At 25.3% G+C, this 19,070-nt stretch carries 16 protein-coding genes; 14 read left to right on the forward strand and 2 right to left on the reverse strand.

Translation table 4 applies throughout. The annotated features are described in order from the left end of the window. Positions 1-14 precede the first annotated feature (14 nt). The 6 genes from ACLFP3_RS01130 to ACLFP3_RS01155 all read left to right on the forward strand — a co-directional run bounded on the left by ACLFP3_RS01130 (position 15) and on the right by ACLFP3_RS01155 (position 8,220). Positions 15-1,607 (forward strand): MATE family efflux transporter, encoded by a 1,593-nt coding sequence (locus tag ACLFP3_RS01130; protein ID WP_412031766.1) that lies wholly within the window; start codon positions 15-17, stop codon positions 1,605-1,607. Positions 1,608-1,645: 38 nt separating this feature from the next. Further along, the gene (locus tag ACLFP3_RS01135) at positions 1,646-3,826 is read left to right on the forward strand and encodes a hypothetical protein (RefSeq protein WP_412031767.1); all 2,181 of its coding nucleotides are present in this window, start codon (positions 1,646-1,648) and stop codon (positions 3,824-3,826) included. Between the two features lie 120 nt (positions 3,827-3,946). Beyond that, positions 3,947-5,665 (forward strand): hypothetical protein, encoded by a 1,719-nt coding sequence (locus tag ACLFP3_RS01140; protein WP_412031768.1) that lies wholly within the window; start codon positions 3,947-3,949, stop codon positions 5,663-5,665. Position 5,666: 1 nt separating this feature from the next. After that, entirely contained in the window at positions 5,667-6,776 is a 1,110-nt protein-coding gene (locus tag ACLFP3_RS01145) for an ABC transporter ATP-binding protein (protein ID WP_412031769.1), read from the forward strand. An 8-nt stretch (positions 6,777-6,784) separates the two neighbouring features. Continuing rightward, on the forward strand, positions 6,785-7,732 hold the full coding sequence (pip, locus tag ACLFP3_RS01150; protein ID WP_412031770.1) for a prolyl aminopeptidase: 948 nt from the start codon (positions 6,785-6,787) through the stop codon (positions 7,730-7,732). A gap of 44 nt (positions 7,733-7,776) precedes the next feature. Next, positions 7,777-8,220 carry a hypothetical protein gene (locus ACLFP3_RS01155; RefSeq protein WP_412031771.1) on the forward strand — a complete coding sequence of 148 codons (444 nt, stop codon included), beginning with the start codon at positions 7,777-7,779 and terminating at the stop codon, positions 8,218-8,220. A 54-nt stretch (positions 8,221-8,274) separates the two neighbouring features. Here ACLFP3_RS01155 and ACLFP3_RS01160 read toward each other — a convergent pair whose 3' ends face one another. After that, a complete protein-coding gene (locus tag ACLFP3_RS01160) occupies positions 8,275-8,484 on the reverse strand; it encodes a TM2 domain-containing protein (RefSeq protein WP_412031772.1) in 210 nt (69 codons plus the stop codon). A 57-nt stretch (positions 8,485-8,541) separates the two neighbouring features. Further along, positions 8,542-8,814: a TM2 domain-containing protein gene (locus ACLFP3_RS01165; protein WP_412031773.1), complete on the reverse strand. Its 273-nt coding sequence runs from the start codon at positions 8,812-8,814 to the stop codon at positions 8,542-8,544. Positions 8,815-8,888: 74 nt separating this feature from the next. Here ACLFP3_RS01165 and ACLFP3_RS01170 point away from each other — a divergent pair, with 74 nt between their 5' ends. The 8 genes from ACLFP3_RS01170 (at position 8,889) to lysS (ending at position 18,945) form a co-directional block, all read left to right on the forward strand. Beyond that, a complete protein-coding gene (locus tag ACLFP3_RS01170) occupies positions 8,889-11,042 on the forward strand; it encodes a helix-hairpin-helix domain-containing protein (RefSeq protein ID WP_412031774.1) in 2,154 nt (717 codons plus the stop codon). A gap of 114 nt (positions 11,043-11,156) precedes the next feature. Further along, the gene (gene nusA / locus ACLFP3_RS01175) at positions 11,157-12,761 is read left to right on the forward strand and encodes a transcription termination factor NusA (protein ID WP_412031775.1); all 1,605 of its coding nucleotides are present in this window, start codon (positions 11,157-11,159) and stop codon (positions 12,759-12,761) included. After that, on the forward strand, positions 12,748-13,035 hold the full coding sequence (locus ACLFP3_RS01180) for a YlxR family protein (RefSeq protein WP_412031776.1): 288 nt from the start codon (positions 12,748-12,750) through the stop codon (positions 13,033-13,035). Before nusA ends, ACLFP3_RS01180 begins: the two co-directional genes overlap by 14 nt. After that, positions 13,008-14,828 carry a translation initiation factor IF-2 gene (gene infB, locus ACLFP3_RS01185; protein WP_412031777.1) on the forward strand — a complete coding sequence of 607 codons (1,821 nt, stop codon included), beginning with the start codon at positions 13,008-13,010 and terminating at the stop codon, positions 14,826-14,828. Before ACLFP3_RS01180 ends, infB begins: the two co-directional genes overlap by 28 nt. Continuing rightward, positions 14,815-15,144, forward strand: coding sequence for a ribosome-binding factor A (locus tag ACLFP3_RS01190; RefSeq protein ID WP_412031778.1), 330 nt, complete (start codon positions 14,815-14,817; stop codon positions 15,142-15,144). The genes infB and ACLFP3_RS01190 overlap by 14 nt, the downstream gene beginning before the upstream one ends. Position 15,145: 1 nt before the next feature. Next, on the forward strand, positions 15,146-16,966 hold the full coding sequence (mnmG, locus tag ACLFP3_RS01195; RefSeq protein ID WP_412031779.1) for a tRNA uridine-5-carboxymethylaminomethyl(34) synthesis enzyme MnmG: 1,821 nt from the start codon (positions 15,146-15,148) through the stop codon (positions 16,964-16,966). 3 nt (positions 16,967-16,969) lie between these two features. Next, positions 16,970-17,401 carry a 23S rRNA (pseudouridine(1915)-N(3))-methyltransferase RlmH gene (locus tag ACLFP3_RS01200; RefSeq protein WP_412031780.1) on the forward strand — a complete coding sequence of 144 codons (432 nt, stop codon included), beginning with the start codon at positions 16,970-16,972 and terminating at the stop codon, positions 17,399-17,401. A gap of 65 nt (positions 17,402-17,466) precedes the next feature. Then, the gene (gene lysS / locus ACLFP3_RS01205; protein ID WP_412031781.1) at positions 17,467-18,945 is read left to right on the forward strand and encodes a lysine--tRNA ligase; all 1,479 of its coding nucleotides are present in this window, start codon (positions 17,467-17,469) and stop codon (positions 18,943-18,945) included. The last annotated feature ends 125 nt before the right edge of the window (positions 18,946-19,070 follow it).

Raw genomic sequence — 19,070 nt, forward strand, 5'->3', positions numbered from 1 at the left:
ATTAGGAGGTAAAAATGAAAACAATCAAGTCAAATTGGTTTACGCGTTTTTTTCCTAACAATAAAAAAGATTGAAAAAATTATTCACTTAAAACTTTACCAATAGTTATTGGCGAAATTTTGTTTTGTGTAAATGGTTTTTTAGATAATTTTATGGTTAGTCATATTGAATATGGTATTGATTCATTAACTTATGCTAATACTTGAACAGGAATAATTTATTCTATATTTTTTGCTATTCAAGGAATAGTTGCAATGTTTGTTGGGCAATATTATGGGAAAAAAGAATATGAAAAAGTAAATCAAATAATGAATATTAGAATTTGAATGTATTTAATGATTGTTTTATCTTTTGCTTTACCAATTTGGATAAATCCTTCAACAATGGTATATCTTGTTTCTGGTAAAAATATTTCAACAACTGCTTTATATCAAGCTAATACATATTTGATTTTAATTACTATTTCTTGACTTATTACGACTTATAACTTTAACACAAATATGTTGTTAAATGAAACTGGGCATTCTAATTATGCATTTGTTGGAGCTACACTAACATTATTTACTAATGCAACTATTAATGCAATATGTTTATATGTTTTTAAAAAACCTGCATATTTTGCTGCAATTGGATCGATAGTTAGTGCAATTGTTTGTTTAATTAGTGATTCTTTATTTACGTTTTTTAAAGATAGAAAAATATTCGTTAGTCCATTAAAATTATTTAAAATTAGCAAAAGTATTGCTAAACAAATTTTAAAAAGAATTCCCGCAATGCTTTTAACTATTGTGGCAATGATTACTATTCCAATTAGAATGATTTTATGAGCTCATGCTTATCCAGAAGCTTCAATAGGAAAAAAATGGATGGCAATTAGTGGAGTTACTATTTTAGGGCTTGTTGAAAGTTTGGCAAGTGTTGCTAGTGCTGTAACTAGTGCTTGTTCTAGCAATGTTTCTTATTTTGTGGCAAGTGAATTAGGTAATGGTAATTTTGAAGAAGCAGAAAAACATTCGCGAGCTTTGAAAGGATTTCATGCATTAAGTGGAATTTTACTTTCAATAATTATGACAGGCGTAGTTTATGGAATAATTGCAGTTGACAATACAACTGCAGGAATAGAAAAAAGTGTCAAAAATTATTTTCAAGATCCCAATAATTTATCAAATATAAAAAATGAATTTCAAAATTTATCATCAATAGTTAATGTTTCAAATATTCCTAAAGATTTTATTGAAGCGCGTGTGCAAGAAGCAAAGCAAGTGTTTAAAGATAATTTTCTTAAATCTTGTTGAACATTTATTGCATTTAATCCAATATGATGTATTTTTTATACCACTGCTGCTTTAATTAGAGCTGGTGGTAGAAATTATATTGGTGCAATTGCAACCTTATTATCACAAGGATTAGCATTTGTTTGATTAATAGTAATAACTTTATACTTTAAACCATTTTTTCCTCAAACATTTAATTTACCACTTGCTTATTTTGTATTTTTCTTATTTGATTTTGTCAGATGAGGAATATTTGAAATTTTTCAATGAAAATTTGATTGAAAAAGAAATATAACTCACGAAACAATTTCTAATATAAAAAATAACCTATAAGTTTAAACAAATTAACTTTTGAGTATAATAATTTTGATATGAGTAATACGTTTAAATATTTAGCAATAGGTGATTCAATTGGGCAAGGGTTTAATTCAAAAATTGGCTCTAGAAGTTATGGTTACAAAAATGCTAATGAAATATTTAATAAAGGTTATAGTTACCCAGATTATTTAGTTGAATTTATCCTTGATTATGTTAAAAATAAAAAAAATAAAAACAATTTAAAGCTTCAAGAATTTTGAAGAAATTTTGAATATAAAAACATTGGATTATCTGTACTAAGAATTAAGGATTTAAATGATCTTTTTTTAAGCAATGTAACTAATGATTTTGTTGAATTAATAAAATTAAATAAGAAATTGGTTAATATTGCAAATTCATGCACTAATGAAGAAGAATTTTGAAATGTAAATGACAATAAAAATTTTATTCATGAATACATTTCTAACAAATTTGTAAATGCAATATCTGAAGCTAATTTGATTACCATTTCTATTGGTGGAAATGAATATCAAAGTTCTGCACCATTTTCTTTAATAAGAAGTCTTTTGCTAGAAAATAATTATTTTATAAAACAAAAAATTTTACAAAAATTAAATGATGAAGTATTTAAGTTAACTAAGACTATTGAAAATGATTATGTTGAACTAATTAAAAATATTAGAAGAAATAATAAAGATGCAACTATAGTTTTAATAAGTTATGCTATGCCTTTCTTCCCATTTTTAATGTCTTATCAAGAAATTCTTACAAAAAGAAATTCACGAATATTTGAACATTTTTTTGACAATTTTGTATGTATGTTTGATGATATGTTGTTACGAATTTCAAAATCTCAAAATGTTTTGTGAACAAAAACTTTTGAAAATAGAAATTGAAAAAAATATGCCAAACAATTTTATGAAAATACCCTAGATGTTCATCCAACAGAACTTGGCTATCAAGAAATGGCAAGAAATATTTTCATTACCATAATTAATAATAAAAAAATGCCATTTATTATAAAGAAAAACTGTGATAGAAAAATTTTTAAGTTCAATATTTCTCATAATTTAAAAATAAGCAAAAGAAATAAAAAATTTTATAAAAGAGTGTTTTTACTGCCAAAAAATTCAAATAGATTGATTTACATTTTTAGATGTTGAATGGAACAAAATAGAAATGTTCAAAATCCATATTTCGCTTTATTTAAAAGAGAGTTAAACAAAATAATAGATTTTGATAATTATGATGATACAAAAATAGTAGAAAGAACCAAATATTCATCTTTGGTTAGTTTAATTTTGGAAAATGCTATTCATATTGTTAAATATTTGCCAAAAGATTCAAAAATTTATTCTCACTTTAATCAAATAATAAAAAACCAAGAAAAATTTTTATATGCTTTTTCTTTAATTTTAAATAGTACAAATACCTTAAATATAATCGATAATATTGAAAAAATTAAATTTGCTAGCACTAAATATAAACTAGATATTTTCTTAAACAAAATAATGCTTTTAAACGAACAAGAAAGTTTCTCATTATTTAAAGAAATGTTGGTAAATAATCAACTGAAATTGAAAACATCGATAATTAAAATTTTCGAAATTCTACTTAATGATATTAAAAATCACAAACCTGTAAAAATTCTTAATGAAACAATTAATACTTTTTGATATGAAATGTCATTTGATAAAAACGTTCTTCAGAATATTGAAATTTTTGTAAATAAAATAATAGAAAAAATTCCACTAATGGAAACTTTTGAAACTTTTAACAAATTTATTTGTTCATTTGTTGGTGAACATAAAATATTAATTACAAATTTAATAAAATCTATTATTGACTTTGCAGCTAAGAGATATGAAAATAAAAAAGAAGAGTTTTCACAAATTTTATTGAAAATGCTAAAAATAAAACAAGTTGATTTAATTGACAGAGATTGAATTAAATTAAATAAAATAATTAACAAATTTTTATTAACTTTTAAGGATATTAAAGTTCAAAATACCATTTGTAAAATATTTGTTTTATCGTTTGAAAAAATTAATATATGAAAAGCATTTGATTTTGGCAAACTAAATGCTTTTAAATATTTTAAATTACTATTAAAAACATTTGGTAGAGCGATTATTAAAAACATTTTTAATAAAACTCATTTTAAGATATACAGACTTTTTTCTAAATTATTATGATTTAAATTAGGTTGAAAAATGAGGAACATTTTTAAATAATTTTTTTAATAATTGCTTTGAAAATTATTTTTATTTACAAGCATAATACCCATTCTTTATTTTACTTTTAATAATAGGTATAATTTATATCAAGAAATTATTTAAGAAAGGATGAGGTGTATGACAACATTTTTTAAAATGCAATTGAAAATTTTTTATCGCCAAATTGCATTTTATATTACTGGAATTGTTTCGATGATATTTAATATCGGAATTGCTCTTGCATTATATGTTTCATTAAAAATAATAGGTGGAGATTCACAACTTATTTATACACCAGAAGCAACAGCAATGTTTCGTTCGTTTATGGTTACTTTTGGTACTATTAATGGGTTTATGAGTGCAGCACTTGTTTTGCAAGGACTTTTTTATAAATATCGCGATGAGGGAATGTATTATGTTATGCAATCTAAACCCATAACAAAATTACAAATTTATTTTGCCACTGTTTTTGCTGGAATGGTTGTAATAATTAGTCAATTAGCTATTAGTAGTGTTGGGTATTTTGTTAGTACTTTTTTTATTCCCAGTTTGCCTTTAAAAGAAAAATTTTTAACAACTATCACTTTTTATTTAGGGACCATTTTAATTGCTTTTGTTTCATTAGGACTTGGAGCATTTTTACATAATTTTATGCAAGCTAAAACTTATCAATTTGCTACTGGATGAGTGCCTGTTATTTTTGTAATTTTAGTTTATTTTGTTGCTACACCTTCTAGAACAAAAGGAAACGTTCTTTCAACAGTCGCATTAAAAAAAGTTATTAGTGTCGGAAAAGATAATCTTACTAAAAAAGAAAATAAACAAATTCCCGAATATCTTGCTTATCCTTTTGATAATGGTCATAGTTTTTGGGTTGAAGATAAATTGACTGATGATACTTTTTCAAAAATGGTTGAAGATAATAACAAAAATTTATATAACAAAATTTTTTGACTTGATCCCGCAACTTATTTTGCAAGTAATTATTTTTTAATTGGCAGAAAAAGCAATAGAACACAAGAGTTTTTATATACTAAAAAAATTAATTATGGTGAAAATAATTTTATAAAAGATATTAATGAAAAAAAATGAGTTTTTAAAATTAAAAATACCAAGATTAATGGTCAAGTTTCAAATGATTATTTTGGTCTTTCTTATAATCATACAATGCTTCTTAATATGGCTAGAGTTAAAGATTTAAATAGTCCCTTAACTTCTGATTTCATTGAAACGATTAAATCAACAAATCTTTTGGCAGCTAAAAAAGCGACAATCAAAGCTTTTAACGAAGTACAAGAAGACATAATTAATAAAATTGATGAGCTTAGCAAATTATCGGATTTTACCTTAAATAAAAAAGTAATTTCATGAAATACACTTGGTCTTTTGCAATTAATAAAAGACTTGAATGAAGATAAATATCTTTTTGATATTATTAAGAATTTCACTTTAAAACATATAAATTTTCCAAAAGATAGTTTATATTCAGAAGATCAATTTAAAAATATGAATCAAAACGAATTTGAAAAAACCATTACTAACCCTGCATTAACCACACTAATTTTTAAATATAATTTAGTAAAGCAAACAGCACTTATTTATCTATTATCTAAAGTAATTAGAGAAAAGGCTCCGACAAAAGGAGTTCTTGAAAATTTTGATTTTAATGAACTTGAAAAATATTTTAAAAATATTAAATCATTATCAGCATTAAGTGTTGTAAAAATGAATAATAATTTAGTTGAATTTGGAACTAAGAAACCTTTTCCATGATATGTTGGATTTATTACACCATTATTAGCATCATGAGTTTTAATTATTGCTGGATCAATTGTTTACAAAAAGAAGGTTAATTAATATGAAAAAAAATAAGCAATTTGATACTAATGATAAAGAAATAAATAAAAAATTTATGACTAGTAAATCTTTTAGAAAATATTTTAGTATTAAATTTTTGAAACAAGCTAAGGAAAACTTTGAATTAGCTAAAGAATATCATTTAAAAGCGATAGAAGCAGAAAAAAAAGTAGAATCCAATATTTCTGAAAATGTTGCAATTTCCATTCAACATGTTACTAAGATTTTTAAAAATATTACTGGTACTCCCAATCGTGTGTTAGATGATATTAGCTTTGAAGTAAAAAAAGGTGAATTTCATGGCTTTATTGGTAATAATGGAACAGGAAAAACAACAACAATTAGATTAATTCTTAATTATTATGAAGATGGATATGGAAAGATTTTTATTAATGGTATAAATTCAAAAGATCCAAAAGCTAAAGAAAAGTTAGGTTATATTCCCGAAATTAGCGTTTTCCCTAAAAATCTAACAATTTATGAATATTTGTATTACTTTGCTAAACTATCTAAACTTTCAACGCAAGAAGCAAAGGATAGAGTTTCTTATTTAATGAAAAAGTATGGTTTTAGTGATGAACAATTTAAAAAATCTGCTGAGAAATTATCAAGCGGCCAAAAGAAAAAAGTTTTATTAATGCAAGCCCTTTTAAATGATCCCGATATTTTAATAATGGATGAACCTGCTGCTAATTTAGATCCATCAGCAAGAATTGAATTTTATGAAGCGGTAAGTGAATTACATAAGCAAGGAAAAACAATTTTAATGTCTTCTCATATTCTTTCAGAATTAGAAAAATATATTGACTCAGTAACTGTTTTTGAAGGTGGTCACGTTAAAGATACTGGAAAAGTTAAAGACAAACTTAAAAACAAATTTTATGACTACAAAATTGTTTCATCAGATAATGAAAAATTAGAAGAATTATGTAAAAATTTTCAATTTAAAACAAAACTTTTACAAGACAGTTTACTTGTTAAAATAAATACAATTGAGGAAAAAACTAAAATTTTTAATGCGGCTTTAAAAAATAATATAAATATTTTTTCATTAAAAGAAAATAATTTATCATTGAATCAAATTTATTTTAGTACATCAGAATCTGAATAAGGAAATATATGAAATTATATGATTTAGTTGAACCTAATAAGGTGGGTTATTTAAAAGTTAGTGGTTTACATACTATTTATTATGAAGAATCAGGAAATCCTAATGGAGTTCCTATTTTATATGTTCATGGTGGACCTGGTGGCGGTACAACACCTTCTGCAAGACAATATTTTGATCCTAATTTTTATCGAATTATTGTGTTTGATCAAAGAGGTTGTGGTAAAAGTACTCCAAGTTCTGAAATAAAAGAAAATACTACCCAAGATTTAATTAATGATATTGAAATGATAAGAAAAACACTAAACATAGATAAATGAATTTTATTTGGTGGTTCTTGAGGTTCTTGCTTAAGCTTACTTTATGCTATTAATTTTCCTAATAGAGTTAATGGTCTTATTTTAAGGGGAGTCTTTTTAGGGAGAAAAGAAGACGATTATTATTTATACCAAAGAGGAGCATCATTTTATTTTCCTGAAGCTTATGAAGAATTTAGCAATTTTATTCCTGAAAATGAACGCAAAGATTTAATTAAGGCATATCATAAATATTTAAATTCAAAAAATAAAGTAATAGCAGAAAAAGCTGCATATCATTGAACAAAATGAGAATTGGGATTAATAACATTGTATCCTATGTTAGATTTTGATACGATTTTAGAAGACAGGAAGGCTAATTTAGAATTAGCGAAATTAGAAAATCATTATTTTGTTAATCACATTTTTTTAGATGATGATAATTTCATTTTAAACAATATTAAAAAAATAGAAAACATTAAAACAATTATTATTCATGGGCGTTATGATATGGATTGTAGACCAGAAGGTGCATATTTGTTAAGCAAATCTTTAAAAAATTGCTCATTAAAATTTATAATAGCAGGACATTCTTCAAAAGAAATTGCTATTTCTGAAGCATTAGTTGATGCTACGGAAGATTTCAAAAATACATTTATATAATTTTTATTATAAATATTATAATTTTAGATAAAAAGGAGTCTCATATGGATATTTATGAAAAGGATAAAAAATTATCAACAGCTTTATTAGTGCTATCTATTATTCAAATTATTTTTGCACCAATATTATTTATTGTTTGATTTGTTACTATAGCAAATTATGGTAGATTAACCCCTAGATTAGATCCATCACAAATTTTAAATATTAGCACAGGATTTTTAATTTTTGCATTAGTAATTTTAGGTATTTCAATAGCATTATTTGTTGTTTCTATTATTGCAACCATTGCTGCTTCAAAATTAAATTACAAAATTCCATTTATTTTAATATTAATAGGAATTTTTACTACTCCAATAGTTTCTATTGTTGGTGCTATTTTGTGAAAAAATCATTTAAATAAGTTAAGTAATAATTCTGAAAATATAAAAACAAATCCAACAAATCCCGAATTACCAAATCAAGCTGATTCAAATTCTAATGCTTTGTAAAATAAAAGCGAAATTTGAAAAATAAAAATCTCGAGAAGTATCGAGATTTTTATTTTATCATTTAGTAATTGGTAGTTTGTTAGCATCTTTTTGAAGTCCGCAAACTGCTAAGATGAAATCAACTAATGCTCAAATACCAAAACCACCACCTGTAAATAATTTTATTAATCCTAAACCTCATCTACCACTATAAAATCTATCGATACCTAGTGTTCCTAAAAAGAATGATAACAAGGTTAATACTAATCTACTTTTTGTTGACATTTTCTATTCCTTCCTATAATTAATATTTTACTTAAAGAAAGCAAATATTTAATTATTTTAAAAATTGTTTGTTTGTCAATCGGAAATTAATAGATTTTTTTCATCTTTTTGTACACCGCAAACTGCTAAGACAAAATCAATTAATGCTCAAATACCAAAACCACCAAATGTAAACAACTTTAGTAATCCTAAACCTCATCTACCACTATAAAATCTATCAACACCTAATTGTCCCAATAATCCTGATAATATTGTTAATACTAATCTACTTTTTGGTGAAACATTATTTGTAGCCATCATTTTTATTTCTTCATTACCATTATTTTCCATTTTTTTTATCTCCTTTAAAATGCTTTTTATATATTAAATTATAATTATATACAAATTATAGGCAAGGAGTAAAAATGAATATTTCTATTCAAAACGTTGCTAAAAAACTTAATTTATCTGAAAAATCAGTAGAAGCAACTTTAAAATTATTAGCAGAAGATTCGACAATACCCTTTATTTCTCGTTATAGAAAAGATGTTACAGGCGGACTTAATGAAGAGCAAATTTCAAATATTAATGCATTCTATCTTTATGATGTTGAATTATTAAAAAGAAAAGAATATGTTTTAGAAATTTTAGAAGAAAAAGGACTGTTAACTGATGAAATAAAAGCAAAAATTAATTTAGCCACTACTAAACAAGAAGTAGAAAATATCTATGAACCTTTTAAAATTGGTAAAAAAACCAAAGCTAGCGAAGCAATTGCAATGGGACTTGAACCATTAGCTATTTTAATTATGCAAAATGATGATATCAATTTTAATTTATATAGTGAAGCTAGAAAATATTTTAATGATAAATTAAAAACTGAAGAAGAAGTTATTGAACAAACAAAGTACATTATTTCGCAAATAATTTCCCAAGATATTGAAACAAGAGAATATATTAAAAATCAACTTATAAATTATGGATTCATTATAACTAAATTAAAGAAAAATGCTGAGGATGATAAAGAAATATTTAAACAATATTATGATTATCAAGATAAAGTTAATAAAATTCCTAATCATAGAATTTTGGCCATTTCACGTGGCGAAAATAAGAAAATTTTATCTTATGACATAACTTATAATGAGAAAAAAATCATCTTTGATTTGAATCAAAAATATTTCAAAAATAAAAGAACAGCTCATATTATTTTGGATTGTATAAAGGATAGTCTTGACCGACTTTTAATGCCTTCAATTATTAGAGAAATTAAGAATGATTTATTTGATAGAGCACAAACTGAAGCAATAAAAATTTTTGCAGAGAATTTAGAACAAATGCTTCTTGCGCCTGCAATTAAAAATAAAATGATTTTAGCAATTGACCCCGCTTTTGTTAATGGATGCAAAATTGCGATATTAGCTAAAAATGGTGATTTTTTAGAAAAAAGTATAATTTTTCCCAATCCTCCTCAAAATAAAAAAGATATTGCTAAAAATATTGTTAATAATTTAATTGATAAATATCATATAGATTTGATTGTTATTGGTAATGGAACAGCAAGCCGTGAAACTGAAACATTTATTGCCGAAATTATAAAAGACAGAAATCAAAAAAATCCTTCTGAACAGATTAAATTCGCAGTTGTTAGTGAAATAGGAGCATCTGTTTATTCGGCTTCTAAATTAGCACAAAATGAATTTCCTAATTTATCAGTAGAGGAAAGAAGCGCTATTAATATTGGGAGAAGATTTCAAGATCCATTAAATGAACTAATTAAAATTGACCCAAAATCAATTGGAATTGGTCAATATCAACATGACGTTAATCAAAAAGAATTATCAGACCATTTAGCGTTTAAAGTCAATAAAGTTGTTAATATGGTTGGTGTTGATTTAAATACAGCAACTGAAGTAATACTTTCATACATTTCTGGTCTTTCTAATACAATTGCTAAACACATTGTTGATTATCGTAATGAAAATGGAAATTTTAAAAACCGTGAGGAATTAAAAAATGTAAAAGGATTGGGGCCTAAGGCTTATGAACAATCAGTAGGATTTTTAAGGATTCATGATTCTAATAATTTTTATGACAAAACAAATATTCATCCTGAAAGTTATGAAATAGCAGATAAGTTAGTTAGTTATTTAGGATTAAATTTACAAAATATTAATAAAGAAATATTACAAAATATTAATAAAGAAGAAATAAAAAATAATTTAAATATTAATGAATATGACTTGCAATTAATAATAGATTCTTTAATAGCGCCTGGTAAGGATATTAGAGATGAAAAAAATGGGTTTATTTTATCTGATAAAGTCTTAACGATTGACGATATAAATGTCGGTCAAGAAATAACTGGACAAGTTTTAAATATTACTGATTTTGGAGCTTTTATTTTTATAGGATTAAAGCAAAGCGTTTTAATACATATTAGAAATATGAAAAAAAATCCTGATGATTTTATTAAGCATCCATCAGATGTTTTAAGTATTGGACAAAATGTAACTGTTAAAATACTTGAAATAGATAAAGAAAGAGACCGTATTCAAGGCAAATTAATATGGAATTAACTTTTAAAGTTATTTTATAGTATAATAAAAGTACTTGTTTTTATTTATATATGAAAAGAAGGTTGGCATGTTGCCGACCTTTTTATGTAAAGTTAAGAAAAAGAGGAGAGAAAAATGTCAAATAATGAAAATGAGAAAAAAAGAGGAAAAGAAATTTTTACTGCAATTAATAATTTAGTAAATTTAAGAAATAATTCAAATACTTGAATGCTTGATAAAAATGAAGTCATTCAACTATTTAAAGATGCAGTTACAAAAGTTATAGTTGATACTTATGATAAAGATGCTGAACTTGAATTTGTTGTTGATGAAAGTAAAAATGAATTTATTGTTATTAATAAAAACAAAAGAGTAGTAGAAGATCCAGAAAGCGATGAAGAAAAAGATAACTTAAGCCGTTGCATTGAAATTCCATTAAGTATTGCCAAAAAAATAAAAGTAACTGCACAAGTTGATGATGAATTAGAAGAAGTTGTTAACTTTGAAGAATTTTCTAAAAAAGACTATATTAAAATTTCACAACTATTTAATCAATTTAGTAAGGAACTTGAAAAAAAATCTATTTATAACTATTATTCTGCAAAAATTGGTCAAGTTGTTAAAGCTAGAGTTTCTACTATTTTAGGTAAGAGTATGATTTTGGAATTAGAAGACGGTACTCCTGCTTTTATGCCTCCAATGGCTAATAATCGTAAAATAACTTTTAATTTAAATCCTGGTTCTTCAATTGATGTTTACATTGATAATGTTTTAGAAGACAATAAAAATGCTCAAGTTATTGTATCTAATGTTGAAGGTAAATTACTTGATAAATTATTAAAAAAAGAAATTCCTGAATTAGAAAGTGGAATTATTGAAGTTGTTTCAATTGCTAGAATTCCTGGTGAAAGAGCAAAAATTTTGATTAAAAAATCAGATAATGCACCAGTTGGAATTGAGGAATTAGGAGCAATAATTGGACATAATTCTGAAAGAATTTTAAATGTTTCTCGTCAATTAAATGGCGAAAAAATTGATGTTATTCAATATAGTGATGATTTAAAACATTTAATTATAAATGCACTTAGTCCTTCAAAAGTTATTGATGTAATTGAAAACCCGGCAAAAACAACTGCTAAAAATCAAGCTTTTATTGTAGTTGTTCCAACAATGCAACATACACTAGCAATTGGTAAAAAAGGCCAAAATGTAACACTAGCTTCAGAAATTGCAAAAGTTAGACTAGACATAATTAGTCAAAAAGAAGCTGATGAGCAAGAAATAAACTATGACATTAAGAATGGTAATATTACCCTTAATCAAATAGAAGAATTAAATCAAGGCAAAAGACTTCATTCAAATTTCAAGAAAAAACAAAAAAATTCTTCTTTTGCTTCATTTAATGAAGGAAGAATTGATATGACAGAATTTGAAAGTGATATTGCTGAACTTAGATCACAAATTCAAAATTCTGAAATATTTGAAAAACAAATTTTAGGAAATGAAGTTGACAATGATTTAGATATAGAAGCAACATTAGCTAAAGTTAAAGAAGAACTAGATAGTGAAGCATCTAATGATGAAATTGTTGATAATGATCCATATTCAAAACAACTTACTACAGAAGAAGATTATGCAAAGATAACCAAAACTAAAATGAAAGACTTTAAAGAAGATAAAGATTTGAGTTTTGGTTTAGACGATATTGATTTAAGTGATCTTGATAATGAAGATTGATAAAAAATATTTTAGAAAATCAATTTCTGATAATAATGTTTATCCTATTAATTTATTAGTTAGATTTGCTAAAGACAAAGAAGGAAGCATAATTTTTGACCCTGACGGAGTAAAATTAGGGAGAGGTGCATATTGTTTAAAAAATCAAGAAGATTTAGAAATGGTTTTTAAAAAGCGACTTTTAAATAAAGCTTTCAAGCAAAATATTAGTCCTAGTATTTATGAATATTTATGAAATGAGGTGTTAACATGGCTAAAAAAGATTCCAAAAGATTAACAAATGTTGAAAATATTAAGAAGCAATTGGAAATTAATGAAACTAAATTAAAAAATGGTATTTTTATTTTTCATGGTCCTTTAACTATATCTGAATTTGCAAATAAAATTAATAAAAATGCCGCTGATTTACTTACTTTATATTTCAAGAAAGGAATAATTAAAAATATTAACACTTCACTTAGTGAAGAGGAAATTGCTGAACTTTGTTTTGAATATAATTTAGATTTCAAAAAAGAAGATATTGTTAACGCTAATAATTTACTTGACAAATTAGAAATAATAGATGATCCCGCTGATTTAGTTGTTAGACCTCCCATTGTCACAATTATGGGACATGTTGATCATGGTAAAACTACATTAATTGATCAAATTAGAAAAAGCAATGTGTTAAAGACGGAATTTGGTGGCATTACCCAGCATACAGGTGCTTATCAAATAACTTATTCAAACAGAAAAATTACTTTTTTAGATACTCCTGGACATGAAGCATTTACTGAAATGCGTTCTCGTGGAGCAAAAATCACTGATATTGTAGTTATTGTTGTAGCCGCTGATGATGGAGTTAAACCCCAGACAATTGAAGCAATTGACCATGCAAAAGCAGCAAATGTTCCAATCATTGTTTTTGTTAATAAAATTGACAAGCCAAGTATTGATTTAGAAAAAATTAAAAGTCAATTAAGTGAAATAGATATTGTCTGTGAAGAGTGAGGTGGTGATGTTCAATTTGTTTATGGTTCAGCACTAACTAATAAAAATATTGACCAATTGTTAGAAGCGATATTTTTACAAGCGGATATGTTAGATCTAAAAGTAAATTTAAATAGAGAACCAATTGGTACGATTATTGAATCACGAATTGATAAAGGAAGGGGAGTTGTTGCTACAGTTATTGTACAAAATGGAACCCTTTTACCTAGAGACTTTATTATTGCTGGTGGACAATACGGCAATATAAGAAGTTTGGAAACTATTGAAGGAGTTTCTATTAAAAAAGCTTTACCAGGTATGCCATGTGTGATAACGGGTTTAAATAAACCACCACTTTCTGGGGAAAAATTTATTGTTATTAGTGATGAAAAATATGCCAAAAAAATAGCAACAGAAAAATCATATTTAGATAAACAAAAAGAGTTAAATGAAAAAAATACTTACTCTTCTATTGATGGCATAAAAAATATCAATATTATTATTAAAACAGATGTTCAAGGAACAGCAGAAGCAATTAAAAATAGCGTTTTAAAAATTAAAAATGATGAAGCTAGAGTTAATGTAATTAGAGCAACTGCAGGTGAAATTAATAAAGCTGATGTCATTTTAGCAGAAGCATCTAATGCAAGAATTTATGCTTTTAATGTTTCAAATGTGTTAAATGAAGTTAAAAGTATTGCTGAACAAAAACATATTAAAATTATTAAACATAATATTATTTATAAAATAATTGAAGAATTGACTGCTCTTGTTAAAACTCTTAAAGAACCTGTTTATGAAAGTAAGCTTATTGGTGAAGCAAATGTTATTCAATTATTCTTTTACTCAAAAGTAGGAACCATTGCTGGATGTATGATGACAAATGGTCAAGTAAAAGAATTTTCAAAAGTAGAAGTTTGAAGAAAAAATAAACTAATTTTTGAAGGAATTATAAGTTCTTTAAAGATTGGTAAAAATGACGTAAAAGTTGTTGAAAAAGGCCATGATTTTGGTACTCATATAAAAGACTTTGATAAAATAGAAGTAGATGATATATTAAAATTTTATGAGGATGTATTAAAAGAAGATGAACGCGATTAATCATGAAAGAAAAACCAGTTTATTACTTAAATTAATTGGAGATAGTTTTTATCAATTACAAGATTTTGATGTTACAAATATTGCAATTAATGACGTAATTTTAACCATAGATGGTTCACATGCCAAAGTTTATGTAACATTTTTTAAAGATAAAGCTAGATATTTTGACAAAATTGTCAAAATGACCCCATTTATTCGTTCGGTTGTAGCTAAAAGTTGAGATTATAAAAAATTGCCAGAATTAGAATTTATAATCGATACAGTTGAACCTAATGCTCAAAGAATAGAAAAAATTCTCAAAGATATTAAAGATTAAAATGAAAAACACTTATGATGCCATTGTTATTGGCGGTGGTCACGCTGGAATAGAAGCAGCTTATGCTCTTGCTAAGCGTGCTTTTAATGTGGCTTTAATTACTTTAAATGTTAATAGATTAGCGATGCTACCTTGTAATCCTTCTATCGGTGGATCGGCAAAAGGAATAATTACTAGAGAAATTGATGCACTTGGAGGTGTCCAAGGTTTTTTTGCTGATCAAGCAATGATTCAAATTAAAATGTTAAATACTTCTAAAGGTCCAGCTGTGTGATCTTTACGAGCCCAAATTGATAAAGAGAAATATTGCAAAATTATTTTAGAAGACATCAAAAAACAAAAAAATATTACTTTAATTGAAGATGAAGTAACTGACTTAATTGTAGAAAATAAAACCTGTTTAGGCGTTGTAACAAAAGAACATGGAAATATCTTTTCAAAAGTTACTATTATGACTACTGGTGTATATATGAATTCACGAATTTTGCGTGGAGAAAATATTAAATACGATGGACCAGACGGAGAAAAAACTAGTTCAACTTTATCAAAAAATTTATCTAAATATAACTTTGAGATTATTAGACTAAAAACAGGAACTCCATGCCGAATTTATACTGATAGTATTGATTTTTCTAAAGTTGAAAAAGAAGTTATTGACAAAAATGAATTGTGTTTTTCTTCACATAGTAATATTAGATTAGATGAACAAACTTGTTGTTATTTAACTCATACTACTCCCAAAACAAAAGAAATCATTTTAAAAAATCTTGATCGTAGTTCTTTATACTCTGGAATTATTAAAGGAATAGGACCGAGATATTGTCCTAGTGTTGAAGATAAAATTGTGCGTTTTCAAGAAAAAGAAACACACCATATATTTTTTGAACCAGAAACTTCTAAAGGAGATATTATGTATATTAATGGTCTTTCAACTTCAATGCCTGAAGATGTTCAAGATCAAATGATTGCATCTATTCCCGGACTTGAAAATGCAAAAGTTCAAAAATATGGTTATGCAATTGAATATGATGCTATCAATCCTTTAAATTTATATAAATCACTTGAATCAAAAATATTAACCAATTTTTTTTCAGCTGGTCAACCGAATGGAACAAGTGGTTATGAAGAAGCTGCAGCACAAGGACTTATTGCCGGAATAAATGCTGCTAATAAATTAGAAAATTTACCAAGTATTGATATAAAAAGAAATGATGCCTATATAGCTGTTTTAATTGACGATATCGTAACTAAAGGAACAAACGAACCCTATCGTATGTTAACTAGTCGTGCTGAATATCGTTTACTATTAAGAAATGATAATGTTGATAAAAGATTGTCATCTTACGCCTATCAAAACAAAATGATTTCTAAAGAACAATATAATAAAGTTAATGAAAAATATCAGCTTATTGATGAGACTATTGAAAATTTAAAAAATGAATATGTTTCTTCAAATAGTGAAATAGCTAAAAAATACCATGTGGAAAACGGAATTTCAAAATTGAAATTACTAGCAAATCCAGAAGTTAATCCGATTGACATTTTAGGAAATAATTTTCCTTACATTGATGAAGTTACTATCCAAGTTAGATTATTTGGATATTTAAAAAAACAAGAATCATCAGCTCAAAAAATGTTAAGATTAGAAGCATTAAAATTACCTACAAATATTGATTATGATAAAGTTGCAAATTTAGCAACTGAAGCAAAACAAAAATTAAGTAAAATTAGACCCACAACAATTGGACAAGCTGCAAGAATTTCTGGTATTAATCCTGCTGATATTGAAATGTTGATGTTTTATTTAAACAATAGGAAATAACTAATGAAATTAAATATAATTGCTGTTGGCTCGTTGTCAAAAGATTATAAAAATTTGTATGATAATTACGTAAAGAAAATTAATTTTTTTTCACAAGTTTTATTAACTGAGATTAAAGAATCTAATGACGAAAATATAGAAACAAAAAAACTAAAAGAAACAAAACTCATTTTAAAAAAAATTCCAAAAAATTCCAAAGTTTATTATTTATCTTTGCACGGTAAAAAAATGGATAGTTTGGATTTTTCTAATTTTTTAAATGAAGATAATATTACTTTTGTAATTGGTGGTAGTAATGGCCTTGATGAAACATATTTTAACAACAAAATAAGTTTTTCAGATATGACCTTTCCTCACCAACTTTTTAGAGTTATGTTAGTTGAACAAATATATCGAGGTTTTAGTATTAAAAATAATATTAAATATCATAAATAAACATTAATATTAATTTCCTAATAATATAATATTAAGAAGTTTTATTAATTTAAGGAATAAAAAATATGGAAAGAAAATTGAGTGAACAAGAAGAAATTAGAAGAGCAAAAATAGTTTCTTTAAAAGAAAAAAATATTAATCCTTTTGCTTTAGCAATTAAACCTACCACTTCAGCAGAAGAAATCAAAAATAAATATGATTCTTTAACTCGTGAAGAATTAGAGAAAAAAAACATTTCTGTTATTTTAAATGGTAGAGTAATAACACAAAGAGGTCCTTTTTTAGTTATTCTAGACAAAAATGATAATATCCAACTTTATGTTGATAAAAAAACATTAGATGATAAATCATTAGAAATTTTAAAACAATTAGACCTAGGGGATATTGTTAGTGCTAATGGTGTTATTTCTAAAACACATACTAATGCTTTAATGATAAAAGTAGATAAGTTAAACTTATTAACAAAATCTTTAATTCCTCTACCTGATAAATATCATGGGTTAGTAGATCGTGAAGAAAGATATCGTCATCGTTATGTTGACACCATAGTTAATGAAAATGTTAAAAAGACATTTATTTTAAGAACAAAAATTATTAAAGGAATTAGAGACTATTTTGATAATCTTGATTATTTAGAAGTAGATACCCCTGTACTTCAACCAATTTTAGGAGGAGCAGCTGCTAAACCTTTTATTACTTACTACAATGCATTAGGGCAAAATTTTTATTTAAGAGTAGCAACAGAATTACCTCTTAAAAAATTATTAGTAGGTGGTTTTGAAAGAGTATATGAAATAGGTAGAATTTTTCGAAATGAAGGTGTAGATACAACTCACAATCCAGAATTCACTTCTATAGAGTTTTACGAAGCTTATTCTGATTTATGAGGAATGATGGATAGAACAGAAAAACTATTTGAATATCTAACTAAAAAATTAAATATTAATAAAGTTAAATTTAATGGTTATGAAATTAATTTTAAATATCCATTTGCAAAACTTAATATTATAGATGCTCTTAACGAAAAATTAAATATTAATTTAAGAAAAATGTCAGATGAAGAAGCATTACAACTAGCAAAAAAACATGGTATTAAATGCGAAAAATATTTTAAATTAGGTCATGTAATTAATGAATTATTTGAAAAATATATTGAAGAAACCTTAATCCAACCAACATTTGTTTATGGACATCCTATTGAAATTAGTCCTTTAGCTTATAAAGACCCCAATGACTCTAGATTTACCTTGAGAGCAGAACTTTTTATTGGTACAAAAGAATTTGCAAATATGTTTACTGAACTTTCAGATCCTATTGACCAACTTGAACGTTTTGAAAATCAATTAAATGAACGTGAAAGTGGTAATGAAGAAGCAAACGAAATTGATTGAGATTTTGTTAATGCATTAGAATATGGTATGCCTCCAGCTGGCGGTTGTGGTATAGGAATTGATAGATTAATAATGTTACTTACAGAAAATGATTCTATTAGAGAAATTTTATTATTCCCACAATTAAAAGATTTAAAAAATAATAATCAATAATAAAATTTGAGCAACATAAGTTGCTTTTATTTTGTATTTTTTTATATAATAAAAATACAAAAACAATCAATTTATCAATTTTTTCATTTTTTAAATAATCATTTTTTCTTTCATTTTTGCTATTT

Source organism: Metamycoplasma buccale, from assembly GCF_046774455.1.
GTDB lineage: Bacteria > Bacillota_I > Bacilli_A > Mycoplasmatales > Metamycoplasmataceae > Metamycoplasma > Metamycoplasma buccale.